The 25,422-nt window shown below is 61.6% G+C and carries 19 protein-coding genes and 1 pseudogene; 3 read left to right on the forward strand and 17 right to left on the reverse strand.

The window, feature by feature from the left end; genetic code table 11:
- Positions 1 to 79: 79 nt before the first annotated feature.
- From HS101_06280 to nuoH, 5 genes are all read right to left on the reverse strand, one after another.
- Entirely contained in the window at positions 80 to 1,261 is a 1,182-nt protein-coding gene (locus tag HS101_06280) for a tetratricopeptide repeat protein (GenBank protein ID MBE7505879.1), read from the reverse strand.
- 18 nt (positions 1,262 to 1,279) lie between these two features.
- A complete protein-coding gene (locus tag HS101_06285; protein ID MBE7505880.1) occupies positions 1,280 to 1,489 on the reverse strand; it encodes a hypothetical protein in 210 nt (69 codons plus the stop codon).
- Positions 1,490 to 1,672: 183 nt separating this feature from the next.
- Complete coding sequence (gene nuoK / locus HS101_06290) at positions 1,673 to 1,984, reverse strand: NADH-quinone oxidoreductase subunit NuoK (GenBank protein MBE7505881.1); 312 nt, start codon at positions 1,982 to 1,984, stop codon at positions 1,673 to 1,675.
- 6 nt (positions 1,985 to 1,990) lie between these two features.
- A complete protein-coding gene (locus HS101_06295) occupies positions 1,991 to 2,494 on the reverse strand; it encodes an NADH-quinone oxidoreductase subunit J (GenBank protein MBE7505882.1) in 504 nt (167 codons plus the stop codon).
- 34 nt (positions 2,495 to 2,528) lie between these two features.
- A complete protein-coding gene (gene nuoH, locus HS101_06300) occupies positions 2,529 to 4,265 on the reverse strand; it encodes an NADH-quinone oxidoreductase subunit NuoH (GenBank protein MBE7505883.1) in 1,737 nt (578 codons plus the stop codon).
- A gap of 343 nt (positions 4,266 to 4,608) precedes the next feature.
- On the opposite strand from nuoH, the gene HS101_06305 reads away from it, so the two are divergent.
- Both HS101_06305 and HS101_06310 read left to right on the forward strand, forming a co-directional pair.
- Entirely contained in the window at positions 4,609 to 5,811 is a 1,203-nt protein-coding gene (locus HS101_06305) for a hypothetical protein (protein MBE7505884.1), read from the forward strand.
- A gap of 43 nt (positions 5,812 to 5,854) precedes the next feature.
- Entirely contained in the window at positions 5,855 to 6,127 is a 273-nt protein-coding gene (locus HS101_06310; protein ID MBE7505885.1) for a hypothetical protein, read from the forward strand.
- Between the two features lie 1,950 nt (positions 6,128 to 8,077).
- On the opposite strand, the gene HS101_06315 is transcribed toward HS101_06310, so the two are convergent.
- From HS101_06315 to HS101_06330, 4 genes are all read right to left on the reverse strand, one after another.
- Positions 8,078 to 9,694: a methylmalonyl-CoA mutase gene (locus HS101_06315; protein MBE7505886.1), complete on the reverse strand. Its 1,617-nt coding sequence runs from the start codon at positions 9,692 to 9,694 to the stop codon at positions 8,078 to 8,080.
- A 171-nt stretch (positions 9,695 to 9,865) separates the two neighbouring features.
- The gene (locus HS101_06320; GenBank protein MBE7505887.1) at positions 9,866 to 10,651 is read right to left on the reverse strand and encodes an enoyl-CoA hydratase/isomerase family protein; all 786 of its coding nucleotides are present in this window, start codon (positions 10,649 to 10,651) and stop codon (positions 9,866 to 9,868) included.
- A 377-nt stretch (positions 10,652 to 11,028) separates the two neighbouring features.
- Positions 11,029 to 11,883 (reverse strand): 3-hydroxybutyryl-CoA dehydrogenase, encoded by an 855-nt coding sequence (locus tag HS101_06325; GenBank protein MBE7505888.1) that lies wholly within the window; start codon positions 11,881 to 11,883, stop codon positions 11,029 to 11,031.
- A gap of 103 nt (positions 11,884 to 11,986) precedes the next feature.
- Complete coding sequence (locus HS101_06330) at positions 11,987 to 12,577, reverse strand: site-2 protease family protein (protein MBE7505889.1); 591 nt, start codon at positions 12,575 to 12,577, stop codon at positions 11,987 to 11,989.
- 119 nt (positions 12,578 to 12,696) lie between these two features.
- Here HS101_06330 and HS101_06335 point away from each other — a divergent pair, with 119 nt between their 5' ends.
- Positions 12,697 to 14,016, forward strand: coding sequence for an IS1380 family transposase (locus tag HS101_06335; protein MBE7505890.1), 1,320 nt, complete (start codon positions 12,697 to 12,699; stop codon positions 14,014 to 14,016).
- A 138-nt stretch (positions 14,017 to 14,154) separates the two neighbouring features.
- Here HS101_06335 and HS101_06340 read toward each other — a convergent pair.
- From HS101_06340 to lysS, 8 genes and pseudogenes are all read right to left on the reverse strand, one after another.
- Positions 14,155 to 14,232, reverse strand: a pseudogene (locus HS101_06340) (site-2 protease family protein).
- A gap of 167 nt (positions 14,233 to 14,399) precedes the next feature.
- Positions 14,400 to 15,296, reverse strand: a complete 897-nt coding sequence (gene ilvE / locus HS101_06345; protein ID MBE7505891.1) for a branched-chain-amino-acid transaminase — start codon at positions 15,294 to 15,296, stop codon at positions 14,400 to 14,402.
- A gap of 194 nt (positions 15,297 to 15,490) precedes the next feature.
- Positions 15,491 to 16,330 carry an ABC transporter ATP-binding protein gene (locus HS101_06350; GenBank protein MBE7505892.1) on the reverse strand — a complete coding sequence of 280 codons (840 nt, stop codon included), beginning with the start codon at positions 16,328 to 16,330 and terminating at the stop codon, positions 15,491 to 15,493.
- Between the two features lie 185 nt (positions 16,331 to 16,515).
- Entirely contained in the window at positions 16,516 to 18,486 is a 1,971-nt protein-coding gene (locus HS101_06355) for an EAL domain-containing protein (GenBank protein ID MBE7505893.1), read from the reverse strand.
- Positions 18,483 to 20,075 (reverse strand): GHKL domain-containing protein, encoded by a 1,593-nt coding sequence (locus HS101_06360; GenBank protein ID MBE7505894.1) that lies wholly within the window; start codon positions 20,073 to 20,075, stop codon positions 18,483 to 18,485. The genes HS101_06355 and HS101_06360 overlap by 4 nt, the downstream gene beginning before the upstream one ends.
- Complete coding sequence (locus HS101_06365; protein ID MBE7505895.1) at positions 20,057 to 20,737, reverse strand: hypothetical protein; 681 nt, start codon at positions 20,735 to 20,737, stop codon at positions 20,057 to 20,059. Before HS101_06365 ends, HS101_06360 begins: the two co-directional genes overlap by 19 nt.
- Before the next feature lie 221 nt (positions 20,738 to 20,958).
- On the reverse strand, positions 20,959 to 23,619 hold the full coding sequence (locus HS101_06370; protein MBE7505896.1) for an ABC transporter permease: 2,661 nt from the start codon (positions 23,617 to 23,619) through the stop codon (positions 20,959 to 20,961).
- 2 nt (positions 23,620 to 23,621) lie between these two features.
- On the reverse strand, positions 23,622 to 25,163 hold the full coding sequence (lysS, locus tag HS101_06375) for a lysine--tRNA ligase (protein MBE7505897.1): 1,542 nt from the start codon (positions 25,161 to 25,163) through the stop codon (positions 23,622 to 23,624).
- Positions 25,164 to 25,422: the final 259 nt, after the last annotated feature.

Genomic DNA, 25,422 nt, shown 5'->3' on the forward strand with positions numbered 1-25,422 from the left:
TTGTCGCGATTGCACCGATCGCCGGTCGTGGATCGACTTCTTGACGTGCTGACTCATACGGGTGGTTCGTTTGCGTAACTTACTTGATCTTGACCTGAAAATCCTGCCGCCGAAACAAGCACTTCCCCTCGGCTCCCTCACATACGTTGTACAGCGCGTAGCCCTTGATCGTGACCGCTTTCCTGGACTTCCCGTTGCGCGTAACCGCGAAGCTCAGCGTGCGAACCTCCTCGCTCGTGGCCGACCCCGCATTCGGCCACTCCAATATCTTCGGCGATATCTTTACGCCTCTTGGCGCCTTTAACCAAACCCGAAGCGGCTCTGCTTCGTTGTTCCAGTGAGCGCCCAGCGCGACCGACGGTCGCAGCGTCAGATGGACTTCCGACTCGCCCTTCTGCGATGATTCCGTGGATCGCACGACCGCGGTCTCAAGAGCGATCAAATGCTTCTTATCCCGAGTCACCTTTCCTTTGGGATCGCCTTTGGGATTCTCGCCGCCGGCCGGAGTCAGCGCTTTTCCGCCCAGCTCAGCGCCAATCGGCTCACTGACGAGCGGCAGCGGCTCCTCGCCCCGTGCCTTGATTTCTTTGCGCGCCGTCGCGACCCAGTCGTAAAACGCGTAGGGTTTGTCCAGCGCCGGACCGTATTGCTGAAGACGACGACGATAAATGTAGTTGTTCGGCGCGAGACTCAGCGCTTTTTCCCATGCGTCGATCGACGCCTGAAAATCCGTGGCCAGCCGCTTGTCGCTGTCGTAGCGCATTCGATAGGCGACCCCGAGGCCGAAGTATGCCATCGCATTCTTCGCGTCGTCCTCGATCGCCTTGCCGTAGACCTCAATCGCCTCCTCGACCTGGGCCAGTTCTCCCGCCAGCAGAAGCGCTTCGCCGTGCGACACCAGCGCAGGCGCGTTGCGCGCTTCTTCCGCCATCCGCCGCGTCACCCGCGTGTTCGGCGGCTCATCCGTATTCGGCGTAATAAACGCCGGCTTACCGGGAAACTCCTTTTTCACGAAATCGTCGACGAAAGTCTTGAGGTCCGGCTTGGTGTCGCGCACGTACCCGTTCTCATCCACCGCCACGAATACCGGCACTACATCCGCGTGTATGTAGTTCACCGGGTCTTGCAGCAGCGGCCCCGTAATCCCCTTCCATTGCGCGAACAATCTCGCGCGGTCAGGGTGCTGCTCCTGAACGACCCCCACGATCACCAGCTTTCCATCATCCACAGACGGCTTAAGTGTTTCGTACCAGACCGGCACGTTTTTACGGCAGCCCGCTCACCACGAGGCGAAGTGAATCAGCAATACCTTCTTGCCTCGGAACGCGGTGATCGAAATCGGCTCGTCGTGTGTCAGGTTCCAAAGGGCCAGCGGTGGATGCGGCTTCCCGACCTTCGGCGGAAACCGCGCCTTGTCCTTCGCGACTGCCGGTAGCGAAGTCGTGAGCAGAATCGCCGCGAGTGACAATTTCCGTAGGATTCCAGGCATAGGTATCGCTCAAATTCGCCCGGTTCGAGATCAGACTGGGCGATCTCTGACATTGTATGAAGTTTCGGCCGCCAATGCAGCAATCTAATGGTGCATTTGCCGACCCAAAGCGCGTGATTGGGCCCGCGCGACCTTCGTCATCGCTTGCCGCTTGGCGACGATTGCTGAAAGGGCATCCGCGGACTAGCCTCGCAGCTCGTCGCCGCGGTCCACGTCGATGGTCTGGAGTGTGTTGTAGAAATTCATGAAGATGGCGATGCCGATGGCCGCTTCGGCCGCTGCCAGCAGAATGACAAAGACCGCCACGATGTGCCCATCGCCCAGGCCGGTCTGATAGCGGCTGAAGGCGACCAGGTTGATATTCGCCGAGTTCAGCACCAGTTCCACGCCGATCAGGATGCCGATGGCGTTTCGCTTGGTGACCATGCAGAAAAGGCCCAACGAAAACACCAGGGCGGACAGGACCATGTAATGATTCAAGCCGACTGTGAGCATCTCGAATTATTTCTCCGGCCTTGCCAGGTACGCCGCGCCGATCATCACCACTAACAGCAGCACGCTCGCCGCCTCGAACGGCACCAAGTAGTCCGTCAGCAGCGCCTTTCCGATGGTCCCTACCTTCGGCGACTCCGCCAGGACTCCGCTCGAATTCGACCAGTCCGCCGACAACATCAGGGTGCATAAGCCGAAGGCCAGAAGCACGGATACCAATGCCGCCGCCGCAATCTGTCCCTTCGTCGCCCCAAACTGTACCCACGGCGACTTGCTGGTCAGCATCACGCCGAACACGATCAGAATCAGCGTACCGCCCGCATAGACGATCAACTGAATCACCGCGAGGAAATTGGCGTGCAGCACGAAATACAGCGCCGCCACGCCGCCGAGCGTGCCCAGCAGACACGTCGCCGAGCGCACGATGTTCTTTGAGATCACCACGCCGAGCGCGCTGCACAAGACCAGCGCCGCGAAGACATAGAACGCCAGGTTTTCCACCGCTTCATTCATCGCTATTCCAACTCAATGCACCGGCCAGCCAACCTCACGCCCAAGGCAGGTGATCGATGACCAGACTGCCTACGAGCCGTCGTCGATTACGATAGCCGTATGCCGCGATACCAATTATGCCGAGGATGGTTGCAGCGCCGAGCGCGACCAGCACCCAATGTACCACTTCATCAACACGGATTAACCAGGCCAACTGAAGATGCTTCGTGCCGAGTATCCACAGGGTGTTGCCCAACAGCACCACCATGGTCAGCGGCAGCAGCACCTGCACGCAGGCGTACAGCACCTGGTCGATGCGAATCCGCGGAAGGGTCCAGCGAATCCACAACTGCACGTAATATAAAAACGCCGCCTTGAACACGAACAGAATCGGCCCCTCAAACAAGACGCCCCGCACCAGCCGCGACGCCGCCACGGCGTACCAAGAGCCGGACCAATCCGGCGCCCACGTCGACGGCAGCGGAGACTTCCAACCGCCCAGGAACAGGATCACCGCCAGGCCGCTCACCACGAACATCGCGACGTATTCGCCGAAGAAGAACAGCGACCAGCGGAATCCGCTGTACTCCGTATGGAAGCCGGCCACGAGTTCCGACTCCGACTCCGGCAAGTCAAACGGCGCCCGCTTGCAGGAAGCCAGCGAGGCAATGTAGTAACAGAAGAATGCGATAAAGCAGAACGGATTCCTGAACACCAGCCAGCTCTGAAAGCCGTCGCCCTGCATGTCCGCGATCTGCGTCAACTGCAGTGTGCCGACCGTCATCACGGGAATCAGCAGACTCATGCCCATCGGGATTTCATACGAGACCATCTGGCACGCTTCGCGCATCGCGCCGTACATCGACCACTTATTGTTGCTGGCCCATCCGGCGAGAATCACGCCCACCACTTCGATGCCGATCATGGCGAGAATGAACAAGAGCGCCACGTCCAGATCGCGGAAGACCCACGCCCCCGCGAAGGGAAGGGCGATGAAGGCCAGGATCGGCGGTACGAAAGTCAGATACGGCGCCAGCTTGAATAGCAGCGCATCGCCGTCCGGCGGAATGAAGTCTTCCTTGAAGATCAGCTTCACGCCGTCGGCGGGAGACTGAAGCCAGCCATGCCAGCCGCCGACGCGCATCGGCCCCAGGCGCGATTGAATCCGCCCCGCCACCTTGCGCTCCCACCAGATGCCGAAGACCGGAATGATGCTGATGAAACCAATGATCCCCGCAATGGCGACGAGGTCACGGATCAGTCCGAACTGAAGAGGCCAGAGGAGATAGGCAAGGATGGGCAGCCTGATCGTCGAACTGATGGCCTCGTTGACCTCCGAAACCGTCAATTGCGCCGAGATCGGCAGCAGCGGCAGCGCGGTCACGGCATCATTCGCCGCATTGGGCCCGGCGAGCATGTCCTTGGTGAAGTCAAAGAGCCACGCATGCGCCCAGACCAGGAGGCACACGCCGACCAGTCCGCCGAAGAACAACGTGAAGGCGACATACCCAAATCGGAGGAACGCGCCGATTTGGCGGTAGAGAATAATCGCCATTGCGCCGAGGAAGGAACCGGCGAAGCCGGCCATGGGGCCCACGATTCCCGCCACGACGACGATGATCTTCCAGTCGGAAATCTTGCTGGCGTCGCCGATGTCGAAGAACCAATAGCAGATCGCCGCGACGATGAGCTGGGCGAAGGCAATCCCGAACAGGAGCCGGATGGCCTTCGCACGATACGACGTCAGCTTCGCCGTGCTTTTCGGTACCCAGGGTAGCGTGATGGTGCTCAAGAGACGAGACTCCCGGCCGAACAAATCCCAACTTCACCCCCTCAATCGGGGACTCGCTTTATAGCGGCTGACCGGCCCTTTGCAAAGCCCCGGCTGCCCGCGCGTAACTCCTTGCCTGCAAGGGCCCTTAAACGTCTCATTCTTCAGACTCATCGAGCCGATAAGATCGGCGCCGGGGACCACGGATCACGCCCTGTCGCGTCCACGCAATAGGGCCCGATGGAGGTACGTTAGGGAGTGGGGTGGCAGAAACCCCTGAATGAGTCCTTCCTTGTACCTATGCGATATCGGTGGGCGTCGCTTAGCCGAGCCGGTCGTCCCGTCACTCGCCGGAGATATAGATATGCGATTCGCCCTAGTCGCGATTGGGATGTCTTTTGCGTCCAGCGCCTATGGGCAATTCTGCGATCCCAACGATCCGCAGGTATCGCTCTACGACCTTGGGGCCGGCACTTACAAGACGTTTCAGGGCGGGCTCTATCCGGGGGGCAGTAACCTTCGACCGGCTTCGCACGATGCGGCGGGTCAGCAGATCGCGGCGGGGATTGTTCCGCTGAACACCAGCGGCGTCGCGCATCCCAACGGTCGCATCGTGATGATCAGCATCGGGATCAGCAACATGACGCAGGAGTGGCGCGTGGGCATTACGAGCGACCCATCCAGCGCGGCGCTGGCGTTCATGGCGAAGGTGGCTCCGCTTCAGGTGAGCGGGGTGGTCAATCCGCGCGTGCTCTTGGTCGATGGCGCCAAGGGGCCGTTCGGCGCCGACCTTTGGGGGGCTGAGCCGGCCGATATGGCCGTGGACCCGTGGTTGACGGCACTGAATCGGCTGCAGTTCAGCCAATCGAGCCGGGAGCAAGTGCAGATCGCTTGCGTGAAGGCGGCGCATCCGGGACCGACGCAGTGCATGGCGAGCAATGGGAGCTCACTTGGTGATGCCGGGGCATTGGCACAAGACTTTGCCGGGATCGCGCGGAATTTGAGAATCGTCTTTCCGAACATCAAGCTGGTGTATTACGTCAGCCGAAGCTACGGCGGATATGCGACGTCGGGAAATCGGGAGCCGTTCGCCTTTGAGCAGGGCTTCGGGATCAAGTGGATGATCGAGTCGCAGATCACGGGCAGCGGCACGTTCGGGAATCTCGGGTTCCAGGGTGCCAACTCTGTTGCACCATGGGCCTCGTGGGGGGCGTATATCTGGGCGAACGGCAATACGCCCAGCGGGCTCGGCCTGACCTGGGATATCACCGATTTCCTCGATGACCACATCCACCCCTCGGCCAGCGGGGTGGACAAGGCTTCGGACGCGTTTCTCGAGTTCTTCCTGACCGACAAGACGACCCGTCCGTGGTTCGGCTGGCAATGCCTGCATGGGGACGTCAACGGAGACGGATTGATCAACGCGGCCGACATCGCGCTGTTCTCGACCACGCTGCTTGCCCCGCAGGCCGCGCAGGTCGCGGTGCAGTGCGGCGCGGATGCGGATAATGACGGACAGGTGACAGAGGGCGATATCGCGCCTTTTGTCGCCCTGCTGCTCAACTGAGACGAAGCGGAGAACCGTCTCAAGTCCTGCCTGCCATCATTCAATGAGCGAAGACAGAAGCCTATGGCGATCCCGCGCCAGCGGGCATGGCGTCGAACACCGCCCAGCCGATCATGGCGGCGGCTTCGAGGATGGCGATGGTGACGGCGGCCCAGGCGAGGCCCTTGGCCGATGCGGTGGCGCTGCGGATGACTTCGACGCCGGTGATGATGGCGGCGGGAATCCCGATGACGATGACGCCCAGACCGAGCGACCCGAGGATGTGCCCTCAGCAGAAGGCCCGATTGAGGGCGACGCCGCCGATGGGGGCGAGTGAATAGATGAAGGGCTTGAGTCCGGTCATAGGGCACTCCCGTCGAGAAACTTTTCTGATGATACATCGGCATATCGGCCGGGCTCCAGATCGTAGGTGACATAAGGCGAAAAAAAAGGGGCCAAGGGACCGAGGGGTCCAGGGGTCCAGTGTGAAGACAAAGGCTTTGATCGCGCGCAAGTCTTGCAGAATCGAAGGTGACATAAGGTGACACAAGCCTTGTGGGGACTGTGGCAACACTTGTGGCGGGCAAGGGTTGGGGTGGTTCGCGATTTGGGTGGTTTTGGGTGGAAACGTCGAAACGTCGAAAAGTCGAAACGTCGAAATCGTGCGCGGCGGCAGGGTTGCGCGGGGGCATTTGAGAGGGTCCAGGTGAATGCAGAGGCGGCGGTACTGATTGGGTCGGCGGTTGGTGTTGATTGCGATTGGGGGTCCGGATTTTCTGGTACCGCTTGCTGACGCGCGCGGCTCGGATCGGGGGCGCGGCGTTCGCGCAAATCGTGCAAATCCGAAGGTGACATAAGGTGACACACGGGCTCGGGGAATTGTGCCAACGCTTGTGGCGGGCGTGGGTTGGGGTGGTTCGAGATTTGGGTGGTTTTCTTGGCGGAAACGTCGAAACGTCGAAAAATCGAAAAGTCGAAATGTCGAAACGTCGAAATGGTGCGCGGCGGCAGGGTTGCGCGGGGGCATTTGAGAGGGTCCAGGTGAATGCAGAGGCGGCGGTACTGATTGGGTCGGCGGTTGGTGTTGATTGCGATTGGGAGTCCGGATTTTCTGGTACCGCTTGCTGACGCGCGCGGCTCGGATCGGGGGCGCGGCGTTCGTGGAAGTCTTGCAAAAGCGAAGGTGACATAAGGTGACACAGGCCTCGCGGAGATTGTGCCAACGCTTGTGGCGGGCGTGGGTTGGGGTGGTTCGCGATTTGGGTGAAAAATGAGCGACACAGGGCTGGGACATGAGGCCTGGGGCTTGCGGTTTGGAGGATGTGCGATTCGTTCATTGCGTGCATCTTTTTTGAGCGTGTTGGGTTCGAGCTCTATTGGCAAATACTTGCTCGACGTGCGCGCCTTTTTCTTTGGGGGCGGGGGGTTACGCGGGAGATGACGCCGATGGGGATGTCGGGCGTTACTTCGTCACCCACAAGGGGTGACGCTACGGATGCGGCGCGGGATTGACTGGTTCGTCGCAAGCCCGGCTGAAGCCGGCTGGGGGAGGGAAAAGAAACATGGGTGGGGGTGGGCTTGTTTCCACCAGTTGAAACTGGCGGCAAACGCTGGTCGGCTGAAGCCGAGCTTTTGGAAGGTGACGTAGTGGGGGCACATGAGTGACGCACAGGTGACACAATAGGAGCGAGGATTAATTGTTAGATCAGGAGCATCGGCGCGGGGAAGAAAAGACACGGGAGGGGATTCCCATTTGAGTGGGTGCGGGAAGGGAATCTCGCACCGGCGAAGGGTGACACAGAGGGGACGAGGGGCTTGGATTGCGAGGAGCTTTAGGGGGCGAAGGTGAATGCAGGGGCGGTGGCACAGGGCGGGGTGGGTGGATGGATCGGATAATTGATTGCCGGATCAGGAATTTTGGCTTCGCGAAAGAGGACATGGGAAGGGATTCCCATTTTGAGTGGGTGCGAAGAGTAATCCCCGGTCGTTCACCGGGGGCTCAACGTGGCGGGGTGCAGTTTCGCGAATGACCACGCCGATTCCGACGTCGAGCGCTACGTCGTCACCCACAAGGGGTGACGCTACGGATGGGGCGCGGGGGTAGTTTTTTTCGTGGAGAGCGCGGACGACATCGTGGGGAGTGGGTTGGTGGTCCGTCGCCAAACGGCAAGCCGCGGTGGGGGTCGCGCGGGGATCGGATCGGCGCGGGGCGGGTTGGTGGAGATGAGCCCCCCGGGGCTAAGTGTTTCGGGGGGGTGGTTACGCGGGAGTCGATGCCGATGAGGGGCTAGAAGATTTGGCCGGTGTCGAAGCGGCCGAGGGATTGTTCGAGGGCGCCCATCATTTCGCCGACGGTGCAGTAGGCCTTTGCTCCTTCGATGAGGGCCGGCATGACGTTTCTCTCCGCCTTGGCGTCGGCGGTGATTTGCTTGAGCGCGGCGGAGGCTGCGGGGGCGCTGCGGCTGGAGCGCAGCTTTTTGAGGCCGGCGATGGCTTCGGTTTCGACACTGGCGTCGATCTTGAGCAGGTCGATGCCGGGGCCGTCGTCGTCGGTGTAGTCGGTGACACCGACGAGTTTTTTGTCGCCGCGCTGGACGGCCTTGTTGTACTGGTAGGCGGCGTCGGCGATCTCGCGGCGGATGTAGCCGTTCTCAATGGCGGCGATCATGCCGCCCATCTCGTCGATGTCGTCGATGTACTCGCGGGCTTCGGCCTCGAGCTGGTTAGTGAGCGACTCGACGTAGAAGCTGCCGCCGAGGGGATCAACAACGCTGGCGACGTTGGTCTCGCAGGCGAGGACCTGCTGGGTGCGGAGGGCGAGGGTGACGGCGTGCTCGGTGGGGAGGCAGATGGTCTCGTCCATGCTGTTTGTGTGGAGCGACTGGCATCCGCCGAGTACGGCGGCCATGGCCTGATAGGCGACGCGCATCAGGTTCACGTGCGGCTGCTTGGAGTAGAGGCTGCAACCGGCGGTCTGGGCGTGGAAGCGGAGCCACATGGAGCGCTCCTTTTGGGCGCCGAATCGCTCTTTCATGTAGTGGGCCCAGAGGCGGCGGGCGGCGCGGAACTTGGCGATTTCCTCGAAGAAATCGTTATGACTGTTAAAGAAGAAGCTGAGCCGGGCGGCAAAGGTGTCGATGTCCATGCCGCGCTCGACGCAGGCCTGGGCATAGTGCAGGCCGTCGCCGAGGGTGAAGGCGAGCTCCTGACCGGCGGTGCTGCCGGCCTCGCGGATGTGATAGCCGCTGACGGAGACGGGGTTGTACTGCGGCAGTTCCTTGGCGCAGTACTCGATAGTATCGGTGACGAGGCGGACGCTCTGGCTGGGGGGGAAGACGAACTCGTTCTGGGCGTGGAACTCCTTGAGGATGTCGTTCTGGCAGGTGCCGCGAAGCTTCGACCGGGGGACGCCCTGCTTGTCGGCGGTGGCGATGTAGTAGGCGATGAGAATCGCCGCGGGGGCGTTGATGGTCATGGAGAGGCTGACATCGCCGAGGTTGATGCCGTCGAAGAGGATTTCGTAGTCGGCGAGTGACGAGACGGCGACACCGCAGCGGCCGACCTCGCCGGCGGAGAGAGGATCGTCGGCATCGCGGCCCATGAGGGTGGGCAGGTCGAAGGCGGTGGAGAGGCCGGTCTGTCCTTTGCCCATGAGGAACTTGAAGCGCTCGTTGGTCTGCTTGGCGGAGCCGAAGCCGGCGAACTGGCGCATGGTCCAGGTCTTGGTTCGGTACATGTCCTTGTGGACGCCGCGGGTGAAGGGGAACTCGCCGGGGTCGCCGAGATGGGTGTCGTAGTCGATTTCGGCGATGTCCTCGGGGCGATAGGTGAGCTCGAGGTGTCGGCCGGACATGGTGGTGTGCGGACCGATTTCGCCGGGGTGGTTTGAGACTTTTTCTGCCATGCGGTGCTCCGGGTCGAATCGGGTAAAGGTGATCTGGAGATATTCTAGCGGGTTGACGGGGGCGTGTGAAATCCGCCGGAAGTCCGAACGGGCGGGCTAAGTCGTCAGGATTGAAATCCCGCGAAATAGAAGTCGAATTCTATTTTGCAAGAATGGCGGACTACGCGGCAGTTATCCCAGCGAAGCGGCCCAGCTTGGGGTGCGCTTCTCCAGAAAGGCGCGGAGGCCTTCTCGGGACTCTTCGTTGATGAAGGCCTTGCCGAAGCACTCGGCTTCGCCGGCGAAGCCGCGCTCGAGCCAGGCGGCCTCGTGGGCGCAGAGGACGTGCTTGGCGAGGCGGACGGCGGACGGGCCGTTGGCGAGGATGCCCTTGGCGAGGGCCTCGGCGCGGATCATCAACTGATCGAGCGGGACGCATTCGTTGGCGAGGCCGATCTCGAAGGCGGTCTTGGCATTGATGCGCTCGCCGGTGAGGAGCATGCGGCGGACGCGGGCGGGACCGATGAGGGCGAAGGCGCGCTGGGTTCCTCCCCAGCCGGGGATGAGACCGAGGCTGACTTCGGGGAAACCGATGAGGGCATTTTCCGCCATGACGCGGAGATCGCAGGCGAGGGCGAGCTCGAAGCCGCCGCCGAGTGCGGAGCCGTTGATGGCGGCGATGGTGACGGCGTGCTTGAAGTGGGCCAGACGATTCATGAAGCGCTGGCCTCGCTGAGAGAATGCGCGACCCTCATCTCCGGAAGCGCGGGCCATCTCGTCGATGTCGGCGCCGGCGATGAAAGTGCGCCCCTCTCCGGTGATGATCAGGACGCGCAGGTTGGGCGATTGCTCGATCTCGTCGAGCCTCGCCTCGAGCGACGCCATGATCGGCACGGAGAGGAGGTTGATACCGTCGTCACTGGCAAAGCGGATGTAGCCGATCTGCCCCTGTTGTGTGTAGCTGACTTCTGTGCTCATGCAACTGGCCCCGATAGGAAGAGCCTATTCTAGGGGGTGGCGGGGGGAAATGGAACCCTTTTTGATGGCGGGCTGGTTGTCTGGGTCTGCGCTTGATGGGGGCGATGCTGGACCGCTTCCTAACGGTCGCGGCTCTGATTAATACGGGGTTCGGATGGGGATGGCGGGCTGGTTGTCTGGGGCTGCGCTCGATGGGGCGATGCTGGACCGCTCCCTTACGGTCGCGGCTCTGATTAATACGGGGTTCGGATGGGGATGGCGGGCTGGTTGTTTGGGGCTGCGCTCGATGGGGGCGATGCTGGACCGCTTCCTAACGGTCGCGGCTCTGATTAATGCGGGGCTCGGGTGAGGATGGCGGGCGGCGCTTCCGGCGCGGGTCAGTACTTGTGGAAGCCGCGGCCGGACTTTCGGCCGAGGTATCCGGCGTCGACCATTTTCTTGAGAAGTGGGCAGGGGCGGAACTTGGGGTCGCCCAGGTCTTTGTGGAGCACATCGAGAATGTTGAGGCAGACGTCGACGCCGATGAAGTCGGCGAGGGTCAGCGGGCCCATGGGGAAGTTGCAGCCCTGCTTCATGATCTCGTCGATGTTCTGCGGCTCGGCGACGCCTTCCATCAGGGCGAAGGCGGCCTCGTTGATCATGGGCATGAGGACGCGGTTGGAGACGAAGCCGGGCATGTCGTTGCAGGGGAGCGGGTTCTTGCCCATCTGTTTGGCGAGGGCCTCGACTGATGCCAGCGTGGCGTCATCGGTTTGGAGTCCGCGGATGACCTCGACGAGGGACATGAGCGGGACGGGGTTGAAGAAGTGCATGCCGATGAATTTTGAGGGGCGGCCGGTGGCGGCGGCGAGCTTGGTGATGCTGATGCTGCTTGTGTTGCTGGCGAGGATGGCGTCGGCGGGGAGCCGGGCTTCGATTTGTTTGTAGAGGGCGACTTTGGCGTCGAAGTTTTCGAAGATGGCCTCGATGGCGATGCCGACCTTGGGCCAGGCGATTTCTTCGAGGGAGGAGCAGACTTTTAGATTGGCCTTGGCCTTCGCGGCGACATCGGCGGGGAGCTTGCCCTTTTCGACGAGCTTGCTCAGGCTCTTCTCAATGTCGGCGAGGGCTCTCTTCACCTGCTCGGCGTTGACGTCGTAGATGAAGGTGGTGAGGCCGGCGGTGGCGGCGACCTGGGCGATGCCGCGGCCCATGGTGCCGGAACCGATGATTACTGCGGACTGGAAGGACATGATGCACCTCTTGGTTTTGAATGAGACAAGAAGAGCAATGATAAGGTGAAAGGAAGCGGGCGACAAAGCGGGCCGTGGGCTATGGAGTCGCTTGGGGAGGGCGTTACCCCATGCCTGCCGGGGCGACATCGAACAGGACGAGATTGAAGCCGTCGGCCAGAAGATGAAACGGCATGCCGATCGCATTGCAGACGTAGCTGAGCATCCAGAAGAAGGCCTGCATCGATTCGGGAAAGACGAACAGGAGGAACATCAGGAGGCCGAAGCCGCCCCAGACGGCCTGAGGCTGGTGCAATTTCCAACGGGTCTCGGCGTCGAAGGTGTGTTCGATGATTCCGAAGCCGTCGAGCGGGGGTATAGGAATCAAATTGAAGACGGTGGCGATGAAGTTCAGCACGGCCATCGCGGCGATGAAGTAGACCCAGGTTGGATGGGGTCCGATGGGCGGAACGAGGCCGACCATCGGATGAATCGGAATGCAGAGCAGGAGGAACAGGAGAAAATTGCTGGCGGGTCCGGCTGCCGCGACGTAGGCACTCCATTTTTGGTTGCGGAGGGCGGATCGATCGATCATGACGGAGCCGCCGGGGAGTGGGAAGCCGCCCATCATGAGGATGATCGCGGGGAGGAGGAGGCTGAAGACGGGGTCGATGAATTTTGTGGGGTCGAGGGAGAGATAGCCCGAATATTTCATCAGGTCGGCGTTGAATAGGAATAGAAAAAGCCTCGAAGCCCTGTAGACTGGGGTTTCGTAAGAACATTCCGGTCCATAGGCAGGGAGGCTTTTTCGTGACAGACTGTAACAGCAAACCGATGTTCTTTTCCAGTCTCGGCCGCAAGAAAATCGTGGCCGATTTCACAGGCGGAACGCTCACCTCAGACGCCGGGGGTCTGCTGCTTCGGGAGGTCGAGCGGCGTCTGGGCCTGGTCGATCAACTGGCCGGGGTCATCAACGACCCGCGTGATCCGGCCCGAATTCAACATGACCAGCGGGTCATGCTGGCCCAGCGCATCTTTGCCATTGCGATGGGCTACGAAGATCTCAACGACCATCAAGCCCTGCGGAGCGATCCCGTGCTGGCGGTCCTGACCGGGCGGCCGCCGAGCGCGGATGAGCCGCTGGCCAGCAGTCCGACCTTGTGCCGGCTGGAGAACCGCGTCACGCGCGGCGACCTGGCACGAATGTCGCGTGTGCTGGTGGAGCAGTTCATCGCGTCCTATGAATCGCCGCCGGAGGAATTGATCCTCGACTTCGACGCGACCGACGATCCGATCCACGGCAACCAGGAAGGCCGCTTCTTCCACGGCTATTACGACCACCACTGCTTCCTACCGCTGTATGTGTTCTGCGGCTCGCGGCTGCTGGTCTCCTACCTGCGGCCCAGCAACATCGACGGGGCCCATCACGCCTGGCCCATCCTGAAGCTGCTGGTGCAGCGCTTGCGACAGGCGTGGCCCGGGGTGCGGATCATCGTCCGCGGGGATTCCGGCTTCTGCCGCCGGCGAATGATGAAATGGTGCGACCGGCACGGCGTCAAGTACGTGCTGGGCCTGGCCCGCAACACCGTCCTGGAGAAAGCGGCCGAGTCCTTCATGCAGGCGGCCGAGGCCCAGTTCGCCACCACGCAGCAGAAGGTGCGGAACTTCCACGAGATCGAGTACGCGGCGCAGACCTGGGATCGCCCGCGCCGCGTGATCGTCAAGGCCGAGCGGCTGGTTCAGGGGCCCAACGTTCGATTCGTGGTGACCAACCTGACCGACCGCACGCCGAACGATATCTACGACGGTCTGTACACGGCCCGCGGCGACATGGAGAACCGCATCAAGGAGCAGCAGCTCGGGCTCTTCGCCGATCGCACCAGTTGCCACGCCTTCCTGGCCAATCAGTTCCGGCTGCTGTTGTCCTCGGCGGCCTACGTCCTGGTGGAAACGCTGCGCCGCACGGCCCTGGCCGGCACCGAACTGGCCGAGGCCCAGGTGAACACCATTCGCCTGAAACTCCTCAAGGTCGCCGCGCGGGTGGTCGTCTCCGTGCGCCGCGTCGTACTGCGACTGTCGAGCAGCTGCCCCCTGCAGGACCTGTGGCGATCCCTGGTTCCACGACTCCGCCTGATCCCGCCCGCCCCATCATGACCCGAAAAACAACCTGATCACCGCTTGGGGGTAAGGGGGCTCTGCGCGCCCCAACCTCCACCTTCATCCCTCCGCTCACGCACAAAGCCGAAAAACTCCGTCCATCACCATTCGAAGATCACTGATGAAATATGCGGGATAGCCCTTTTCGCGGACGCTTCGATCGCCGCCCCAGTAGGCGACGAGTGCGTGGGAGAATTCGTGCAGGCACACCGAGAGAATCCATGCGAGGACCGCGGCGAACATCAGCGGGGTGAAGGTGACGGCGAGCAGGGGCGCGTTGAGCATCCGACGATTAGAGCCGGGTAAAAAGGAAAACGCCAGATGCGGCGGGTGTGCTGCATCCGGCGTTTTGATTTCTTATTCGTAGTGTCCGGGGCGGACTAGAGCATTTCCTCGCCGCTCTTGATGTGGGCGCGGAAGTCGGCGATGAGCTGTTTGGTGATGGGGCCCGGCGTGCCGTCGCCGACGATGCGCTTTTCGAACTCGGTAACGGGGCAAATCTCAGCTCCGGTGCCGGTGATGAACATCTCGGTGGAATAGTAGAGGTCGGCGCGGGTCATGGTTGTCTCGTCGGTGGTGATGCCTCGCTTTTGGGCCATTTTCAGGACGAGTCGTCGCGTGATGCCGCCGAGGAGGCCGCAGTGGGTCGCGGGGGTACGGAGCTTGCCACCCTGAACGGCGAAGATGTTGTCACCGGTGCATTCGGCGACGTAGCCCTCGTGGTTGAGCATGACGGCTTCGAGGCAGCCGGCGTCGATGGCCTCGATCTTGGCCATGATGTTGTTGAGGTAGTTCAGGCTCTTGATTTGCGGCGAGAGGGCGTTGGGGTGATTTCGAATGGTGGACGCGGTGATGATCTTCATGCCCTTCTCGTACATCTCGGGGCCGTACATCTGAATCTTGTCGCAGATGATGAAGACCTGTGACGGGAGGCAGCGAAACGGATGAATGCCGAGGGTGCCGGGTCCGCGGGCGGCGACGAGTCGGATGTATCCGTCGGTGGTGTTATTCGCCAGAATCGTTTCCTTCATGGCGGCGACGATCTGGTCGGTGGACCAGCGGATTTCCATACGGATGGCGCGGAGGCTGTTGGCGAAGCGCTCCATGTGGGCCGTGCATTCGAAGATTTTTCCGCCATAGACGCGGATGCCCTCGAAGACGCCATCGCCATAGAGCAGGCCATGCGAGAAAACGCTGATCGTCGCATCGGCAGTGGGGACGAGCTTGCCGTCGAGCCATATTTTCAGGTTCGGATTGGGGGAAAAATCCTGAGCCATAGGTCGATCCTCGTTCACGTCATGGCGTGAGCCTGTTTCGTTCGCGGCGCGGCGCGCCGCGGGCATCGATCGGTTGATGGTGGACATGGCCAAGCCTACCTTTCGGGATTCAGATGCGGGGCAGTTGGGCGACCAGCAATCGCCTCGAACTTGCCCGGCGAAATGACGGCCGCCCCGCCCGGACTGTCGTCATATTATTCTACACGGCCATCAACCAGATGCACAACCGCATCGGTTCGGGCGGCGATCTCGCGGTCGTGGGTAACCATGACGACCGTTTGGCCCGCCGCGTTGAGCGACTTCAGCAGATCGAAAATATCCCGGCCGGTCCTGGCATCCAGGTTGCCGGTAGGTTCATCGGCAAAGAGGACTTTCGGCTCGTTCATCAGCGCCCTGGCGATGGCCACGCGCTGGCGCTCTCCGCCGGATAACTCGTTCGGGCGATGTCCGAGCCGTCCGGCGAGGCCGACGCGATCCAATAACGAGCGCGCCCTCGCTTCAGTCATCGCTCGGCGTCCCAGCCAGCCGGCCATCGACTGGCCGACCATGACCGGCAGCAGGACGTTTTCCAGGACGTCGAACTCCGGGAGCAGGTGGTAGAACTGAAAGACGAAACCAAACGAGCGATTCAACAGATCGTTGCGCCGGGACTCCAGGCTCGCGGAAGAGCGCTGCAAGACGGCTACCGGCCGCTTTGATGCGCCTTCCGTTTCGAGATCGGGCGCGGAGGCTTTTGGCGAGAACACTTTTGCCGCGAAGGAATCGTTCTGCCGGCTGTCGCGGCCTCGCGGAATCGTGCGGACACCTTCGGCCTCGAAGAGCGGCGACCCTTCAAACCAGACCTGGCCTCGCTGGGGCACGTCCAGGCCGGACATCACGTGCAGCAGGGTGCTCTTTCCGCTTCCGCTGCTGCCGATGATGGATACGAAGCGACCGGCTTCGATGTTCAGGCTGATCCCGCGAATGACCGGCAGTTCGGTACGACCGAGAATGTAGCTCTTCTGGATATTTTCGCAGCGAATCAGCACTGGCACATTGAACCGCCTGACGCGGAACCCCGCAAGATTACCGTGAAATCAATCGCGGGGCGGCGACGGTGAACTCGAGAGTCACCGGCCAACCAGCCACGCCCGCGACTTATTACGAAATGACCGGCCGATCGGATCGCGGAGAAACGTCAGGGGATCGTTCGGCGATTGAGCGATCCCGGGGAGCGACATTAGGCCAGAACGAGGGGCGGCTGGATGGTGAATTCCTTCATCAGCGACTCAGCCATTTCGGCAGTGACCGGCTTTGAGAAGAGGAATCCCTGGCCGAAGTCGCAGCCCAGTGTGAGAAGCTGCGCGAATTGGTCGGCGGTTTCGATTCCCTCGGCGATGGTCTTCATGTCCATGTTGTGGGCGAGCTCTACGACGGAGTGAATGATGGCGGCGTATTTCTTGTGGCTTTCCAGGCATCTCACGAAGGACTGGTCGATCTTGAGCTTGTTGAACGGGAGGTCGCGAAGCAAGGCGATGGAGGAAAGCCCCTTTCCGAAGTCGTCCATGTGCAGTTCGATTCCTAATGCGCGGATGGCGGTGAGCTTGTCGAGAATCAGGGATGGATCGTCGGGAATGACCGATTCGGTAATCTCGAAGCTGATTCCCTCGGCCGGGCACCGGGTACTCTCCAACACGGCGCACACGTCTTTGAGGAATCCGGCGGCGGTTAACTGTCGCTTGGATATGTTGACGCTGACTCTGAGCCGCTGCCCCTGCGGCCGATGCTGGTTGATTTTTCGGGACATTTCACATGCCGCTTCGAGCACCTGACGCCCTAAGGGCGCAATCAGGCCGGTCTCTTCGGCGATCGGAATGAAAATGTCCGGCAGCAGAATTCCGCGTGTGGGATGGTTCCATCGGGCCAGGGCCTCGAAACCGGCGGTCCTGGACGTTTCGATACAGACGATCGGCTGGTAGTGGACGATGAACTCAGCGGCTTCAACGGCCCGCCGCAGGTCATTTTCAAGACTGAGCCGGTTGACGGCGGCGGCGTGCATGGCCTCATCGAAGACGGCATGGCGCGCCTTTCCGTTGGACTTGGCGCGATACATGGCGGTGTCCGCGTCTCGGAGGAGGGCTTCGGCGGACGTTTCCGATCGGCAACTGACCGCGATTCCGATGCTGGTGCTGATGACCAATTCATGGTCGCCCAATTGAAAGGGGACGGCCAACACGGAATGGATGCGCTCGGCGACGCGGGAGGCATCGACGGTGTTGGAGATATCGTCCAGGAGAATGACGAATTCATCACCGCCGAGACGGGAGGCGAAACCCTCGCCGATGCGGACGACACTGTCCGAGGCGCGCACGGTTTCGGTGAGCCGACTGGCGACGCCGATGAGCAGTTGATCTCCGACCGCATGGCCGAGACTGTCGTTGACGACTTTGAAGTTGTCGATGTCGAGGAAGAGGACGGCGAACCGGTAATCGGCGTCGCGCACGCTTCGCCGGACAGATTGATTGAGCCGATCCATGAGGAGCGCTCGATTGGGAAGGCCGGTGAGCGTGTCGTGCAGCGAGTCATGCCGCAGTTGGTCTTCGGCCTGCTCGCGCATGCCGATTTCCTTTCTGAGCCGGCCGTTTACTTCCTGTAATTCGACGGTGCGCTGCTCGACAATCTTCTCGACTTCCTGAAGCTTCATGGCGGCCTGACGGGCGAGGTGCCACTTTTCCGTCAATGCGCGGGCGAGTTGGCGGACTTCGATGTTTTCGAAGGGCTTCTTGAGAATCAGCAGGTTTTCCTTGCGATCGAGTCGCCGAAGGAGGTCGTTCCACGAATACTCGGCGTAGGCGGTGCAGACGACCACCTGCAGTTCGGGATGTTCGTTCCAGATGCGTGAAATCGTCTCGACACCATCCCAGCCCGGCGGCATGCAGATGTCCACGAAGGCCATTGCATACGGATTTCCCGCGCGATACGCCTGTCCCACCATTTCGAAGGCTTCCTGCCCCTGGAAGGCCGACTCGATTTCAAACTTTTCCGCCGCCTGAATCGTCTCTGACTCACCGAACAGCGCGGCCTCCGCGTCCCGCAGCGCATCGGCGTCCGTGGAGACGGGCGAGAGAATCTTGGCGAAATCCAGGTGGATTTCCCGATTGTCATCGACGACCAGGATCCTTCGGTTCGGCGTCGTCAGGGGTAATGTCATGCCACGACCTCCATCGGTCGAGCCAGCACTTCGAGGATGAAGGCCGCTCCCGTTCCTGGTCCTTCGCTGTGAGCGGTCAGTGAGCCGCCCATTTCCTTTGCCGCCAGCGCGCTGGAGTGAAGTCCGAAGCCGTGTCCGTCCTTCTTTGTGGTAAACCCGTGGGCGAAGATGCGCGTGATATTCTCTTTCGCGATTCCGATGCCCGAATCGATGACTTCGATGCGCACCCGTTCATCCATGACGCGAATTCGAATGGTGACCTGCCTGACCCTGACCGAAGGATGGCCGGCGGCGTGTTTGGCGTTGTGGAGGAGATTGACCAGTATTTGCATGAGTTTGTGGCGATCAATGTCGACGAGCGGGAGCTTTTGGTAATCGCGGATGATCGCGATGCCGTGTCGCTCGAATGAGGCGGAGCTGAGGCGGAGCGCGTCCTCGAGGATCTCGGAGAGGCAGACATGCTCCATGACGCAGGAGTTGCCCGCGTAGACCTGTTGCGTGGAGACCACGCTCTTGATGTGCTCGAGGTTTTTGCCGAGCGACTCGAGTTCGTTGGCCATGAGTTCCTGCTCGTCTCGGAGGGTGTCGGCGAGCATGGTGAGGTACTCGGGAACGCGACGGCCTCGGTCATCTTCGGAGAGGAACTTCGGCAGGTCTTTCGAGTGCTCATTGAGAAGCGCGGCAACGCGGCCGACCTTCGACAGGTTTGACGATCGAATGCTCTCGGAGATGATCGATGCAGACGTGTTGACGCTGTTGAGGACATTTCCGACGTTGTGCAGCACGCCGGTTGCGATTTCCGCCATACCCGCTCGCCGTGAGACATCCATGATCTCCTGGACGAGTTTCTCTCGCTCCGCCTGAGCCTGTTTTCGCTCGGTGATTTCGCGCCGCAGCGACGTTGCCTGCTCGGCCAACTCGGCGGTGCGATGTCGAACCTCGTCCTCGACTCCCGCCTTGGTGAATTCCAACTGGGCCCGCTCGTTGGCGATCTGGCGCATCTCGTGCGTGCTCTGGAAGCACATCCAGATCAGGAAGATGTCTTCGAAGACGACCCAGGCGGCGTGCTCCAGCAGCCGGAAGGGACTGGCCATCGCGACGCCGTAGACCGACTCCGGCCACAACCATCCGCGAACGCCGTGGTCCACGGCCACGAGAAGGGTTGCCGGAATGAAGACGCGCCAATCGCGGTAAAACGCCAGAAAGGCCAGTGAGCCGAAAACGTGGAAGTGTGTTTCGATGCGGCCGCCGGTGAGGTGGATCAGGAGGGCGGACCACAAGACCTGGCTTGCGGCGATGACGCAACGCGTCAGCAATGTCGCGGGCCGCAATAGTGCCATCGCAATCGGGGCGCTGGAGAGGAGGGCCCCGATGATCAGGGCCGCCCAGACATGGGTATGAAGCAGACTCTTTTCGCCGTACCAGGTTCTCGGTGAGATGACCATGGCGCAGATGATGCCGCTGACGAACTGTATCGCCATGAGCAGTGCAAACATGCGATCGGTTCGGGCGTAGGTGCGAATGCACTGCTGCTCGAAGAGCTGATTCGCGCGCCCGGCGACTGCCGGATTTATTTCTGCGTCGCGCATGGTGACATGACCCCATTTGACTTAGCGATCTGAGACCTGCCGAAAAGCTCGCATCCGAAGACGGGCGACTCGGTGCAACTTGGCTTCTCGCGGCGTGCCAGGGCAATGACGCTGTCTCGCGCCAGATTGCTTCCGGAGTGGCCGCGCGAGGACGTGATGCCGCCGTGGAACAGCAGCCGACCGTCGGCGTCAAAGAGGACGGCTGCCCCGGATGTTGCAGCGCCGAAGCGCATCGCCTCCCGGCCATCGAGGTCGACGGCCACATTGACACGGGGGATATCGGACGCGCTTTGCCAGAGGTCCGTCCGGGCCCAGTCGTCGGGCTTTGAGGACGGTTGCATGAAGAGCACGTGGCAGTCGATCTGCTCCCGGCAGTGACGCATGACGATGGCCAACTCGCCAATGGTGGCTCGCGTGCAGGGACACTTCGGGTGTGCAAAGAGAAGGAGGCTCAGCTTGCCCGGCTGGCGGGTGATTGGACTGTCCGCCGGCCAGATTTGGCACACTTCGCCTGTTGGGCCCGGCGCACTGCTGTAGTTGGTCAGCACCGTCATGGCCGCGAGGACCGTTGTGAGCCAGGCGAGCAACAGCCACGCGGGGACCTTTTTGGCGCGGTTACCTCCGTCGCTTTTCAGTGGATCGCATGTGTCCAATAAAGACATCGCGTTCACCTCTTAACTGCTCCGGCCTAATGGATAAGGGAGTCCTGGGATTCTCCAATCCATTCGGCCCGAACGGGTAGACGTCAAAGGTCAAAATCGGGTGATCGAGTTGATCGCGAGAAGAAGTCCGCGGTTGTCTCGATATTTACGGACCTGCCGGCGTAATTAGCGAGGTGAGCAAACAATCGGGATGTGCCGACGCGAGTCAGTGAAGCAGTGAATTATTCATAGCGGAGCGATTCGACGGGCCAGGTGCGTCCGGCGCGGATGGCCGGGAAGGTGGCGCCTGCGATCGATGCGAGCACTGCGAGGATGCTAATCCAGATGACCTCGGACCACTTCCAGACGTCGGGTATCTTGTCAAAGGAGTAGGTTTCGGGACTCCAGACTCGCCAGTCGGGGTTCAGTCGGGCGAGCCAATCCTGGACGTCGTTGATGTGCTCGACGAAGGTGGTTCCGAGGAGGCCGCCGAGGACGCAGCCGACGAGGCCGATCGCCCCGCCGTAGGCGAGGAAGACGGCTGCCACGCCCGCGGCACTTCCGCCGACGCTCTTGATGATGCCGATGTCGCGGGTTTTTTCCTGGACGATCATGTAGAAGATGCAGAGGATGAGGAAGATGGCGACGATGCTAATGACGCCGAACATGATGAGGACGAGGAACTTCTCCTTCTCGATGGCGGCGATGAAGCTGGCCTGAAGCTCTTCCCAGGTGTGGGCCTCGACGTTGGCCATCAAACGGCGCTCGATCGCGTCGGCGGGCATCTCGTCGGCGAAGCGCACCCATTCTTCGTTGATCAGATCGCGCATGCGCATCAGCTCGCGACGATCGCCGCCGTGTTCGGGGCGGAGCTTGATCTGAATCTGGCTGCACCTTGCGCCGGCCATCCCCGTGCCATCGGCGCGCTGCATGGGCTCCATGGAGAGGAGGGTTTGAAGGGTGTCGAAATCGACGTAGACATTGACCGAGTCGATCTCGTGGATGCCGGTGCGCGAATCATCGACGTAGCGAAACGAGGGCTTGGGCGGCGGCTCGGTGCTGACGTCGCCGGTGCGGGTGAGCGGTAGGACGGTGAGGTAGCACATCTCGCCGCGGGGATACTTGTAGGATCGATAGTAGTCGCCGGTCGCCTGACGTCGAAACACGATGCTGCGGCCGAGGATGACGCCGGGGAGCTCGCGATCTTCGGCGCCTGAGGCGTCGGCGGAGGATTTGAAGACGCCGGGGCCGGGATAATCGTCACCGGGCTCGCGTTGATATTTTTTCTCTTCTTCGGCGCGCTCTTCGGGCGGGAGAGACGCGAGGTATCGCTCGTAGGCTGCTTCCTGCTCGGGGGTCAGTCGCGGAATACCCTTGTCATCGCGGAGGTAGGTCTGCTGGGGGCGGGGACCGAGGGTGGTGTCGCCGTATCGATTGTTATAGAAGAGGTCTTCGCCGAACTTGTTGACCTGGACGTACTCGTTGAGGCGAATGCCGACGATCGTCACGGCCTTTGTCACCTGCGCCGCGGGGAACTGGAGGATGCCGTAGGTTCTAATGAGCGGCGTGGCCTGCACGACGATGGGCTGATCCTTGTCGTCGCGCAGCTTTTTGATTCGGTCGATGAACTCCGCGTAGTAGGGATAGCCGGAGAGATTGCCGTCCATGACGAGATCGCCCAGCAGGCCGTTTGCGCGGGTGCGGATGCTGTCGACGAACCCGCCCATGACGCTGATGACGATGATCATCATGGCGACGCAGAGGGTGACGGCGCCGACGGAGAAGAAGGCGATGCGCTTTCGCTGCAGGAGGCGCGACGCGAGGAAGGCCACATAGTAGCGCGGCCATCCGAGGAAGGGAGATGCTCGCCACGTGACCCACCACATCGCGGCGAGGACGCCCACGAGCAGCATCCACAACCCGGCATTGAAGAGATACCACTCGGGCCGAACCCAGCGAATGTAGGGGAAGCCGAGCCAATGGGCGGGGCTCAGGACGGCGAACAGCGTGGTCATCTCGTTGGGTTCGAACCAGAAGCCGTAATAGGACTCGATCGGCTCCCAGGTGATCAGGGCATAAATCGACCACACCACGAGACCGACGCGCGCGGCAAACCATGCGGTGCATAGGGGCCGGAAGCGAAGGACGCGAAACGTCCCCGGCCAGCGGATGAGCAGCATCCAGATGAAAACGATCGGGCCGAGCATGAGCTCGCTGTGATCGAGCCCGTCCTCGGCGACTTCGGCCGGGTTGAAATACCAGGGGAGGCCGGTGAGGCGGCGAATCATCGTTTGGGAGCGGATGCCCTGGAAGGAGCTTTCGTCGTCGCGCAGCATCTGCAAGATGATTTCCCAGCGGGGGTGTACGCGATCCTGATAGGTTTCGAGCTCGGTGATGAGTTGGCGGCGTCGGGCCTGCATCGGCTCGGGCATCTCGCCGAGGAACCGATGCTTCGTCACGTGTTCGACGAAGTAATCCCGCGCCTGCGGTGTGACACCCTGGCCGACCCACGAGGCGCCGACCGCGGCGTTGAGGCATGTCACCGTGGCCCACAGACCAACGGCGACCCAGATTGTGCCGAGGACGAATGAGACCGCCCGAGAGCGCGTGGCTGCCTGCCAGTGACCGGCGGCGATGAGCCAGGCGGCGAGGGTTCGCAGGAGCCAAAGGAGCATGTGCCCGGCGGCGACGAATGGGAGTACGGCGAGGACGGGCAGGGCGAGGAGGGCCATCTGTCCGGCGGTGAGGGTGATGGGACGGCAGAGGAGCTTGGCGGCTGTTGCTTCAATGACGATGTAGAAGGCGCCGCCGAGGAGATTGCTCAGGCCGAGGAAGATCAGATACGCGGGTAGCGTGATCGGGGCGAAGAGGGTGAACAGAATCGTGGCAGCTCGGGATCGCACGCCTATTCCTTGCCGGAGGGGGTGGCCTCCGCGCTGTCGGATGACTTGCCCAGGGGTCGCTGGAGCGGGAACAGAATCACGTCTCGAATGCTTGGCGAGTTGGTGAGGAGCATGACCAGGCGGTCGATGCCGACGCCGAGGCCGCCGGCCGGGGGCATGCCGTATTCCAGGGCTTTGATGTAGTCGTCGTCCATGACTCGCATCGTTTCGTCGCCTTCGCCTGCGAGCTGGGAGCTGAACGTCTCTCGCTGCACGGCCGGGTCGTTCAATTCGGTGTAGGCGTTGCCGATCTCCATCTTCGCGACGTAGGCCTCGAAGCGCAGGGCGATTTCGGGATCGTCCTTCTTGCGGCGCGTGAGCGGGCAGAGGGCCGCCGGGTATTCGACCACGAAGGTCGGGGCGACGAGATGCTCCTCGACGGTCGCCTCGAAGACCTTGTTCGCCAGGACGGCAGGATCGACCTCGCCTGCGGGTCCGCCGTCTTTTGTTGTCTCACGCAATAGCCCAAGTTCGCCGGCCTTGCGCTTGACGGCGGCGGCGTCTTTCAGATCGACACCGGCGTATTCGCGCAGGAGGTCGCTGTAGGTGCGCCTGGGCCACGGCGGGGTGAAGTCGATTTCCTGGCCGCGAAACTGCCGGCGGAAACCACCGCCGAGGGCCTCGATCGACTCTACGACGATGCCCTCGACAATGTTCATCATGTCTGACAAATCGCCGTAGGCCTGATAGCACTCCATCATGGTGAATTCGGGGTTGTGCTGGGTGCTGATGCCTTCGTTGCGGAAATTGCGGTTGATTTCGAAGACGCGTTCCATGCCGCCGACGAGCAGGCGCTTGAGGGACAACTCGGGGCTGATGCGCAGGAACAGGTCCATGTCGAGGGTGTTGTGGTGGGTCGTGAAGGGGCGCGCGGCGGCGCCGCCGTAGATCGACTGCAGCATCGGGGTCTCGACTTCGAGAAAGCCCTGCTTTGACAGGTGGCGGCGGACGGCCTCGACGATGCGCGAGCGGGCCTTGAAGGTCTGCATGACCTCGGGGTTGCTGAAGAGATCGACGTATCGCTCGCGGTAACGGACGTCCACATCGGTAAGGCCGTGGAACTTCTCCGGCGGCGGGCGGAGGCTTTTGGAGAGGACGCGCAGCGACACGGCCCAGACGGTGATCTCGTTGGTCTTGGTCCGGCCGAGCAGGCCCTCGACGCCGATGATGTCGCCGAGGTCGAGGAGGCCGACGAGTTCCCAGCCGGCGTCGCCGACCTTTGCCTTGGAGATGCCAATCTGGATGTCGCCGGTCCAGTCGCGGATGGTTAGGAAGGCGAGCTTGCCCATGACGCGACGGAGCATAATCCGCCCGGCGGCGCGGACGGAGGCGGTTTCATCGGTCTGGCCGGGCTCGACGCCGAGGCGCTCCGCGAAGCTGCGGATGTCGCCGTTGCTGCGGACATCCTCAAAGCGAGCGCCGTAGGGCTCGTGGCCGGCCTCGATCAGCTGGAGGAGCTTCTTTTTGCGGTCTTCGTAGTACTGGTCGAATTCCTGTGTGCTCATAAGAGGCGACGATCATCGGCGATGGCGCGGCGGAGGTCAAAGAACGTGGGCGATGTCCGGTTCCCCCTAGGGCTCCAATCTCGAATCTGTCGCATGGCCTCTTGGACGGAGATCGCAACCAGTGGAGATGCCTGAAATGATCCGCCGTCAGATTGACACGAGTCATCCGCTCCAACTAAGCTAATATCAACCACCAACACGCCAGTTTCTCAGCTGGTTCGGGCAATAGGAGGAATCTCAATGAACAGTGGCCGGTCGG

This window comes from Planctomycetia bacterium, assembly GCA_015075745.1.
Lineage (GTDB): Bacteria > Planctomycetota > Phycisphaerae > UBA1845 > UTPLA1 > UTPLA1.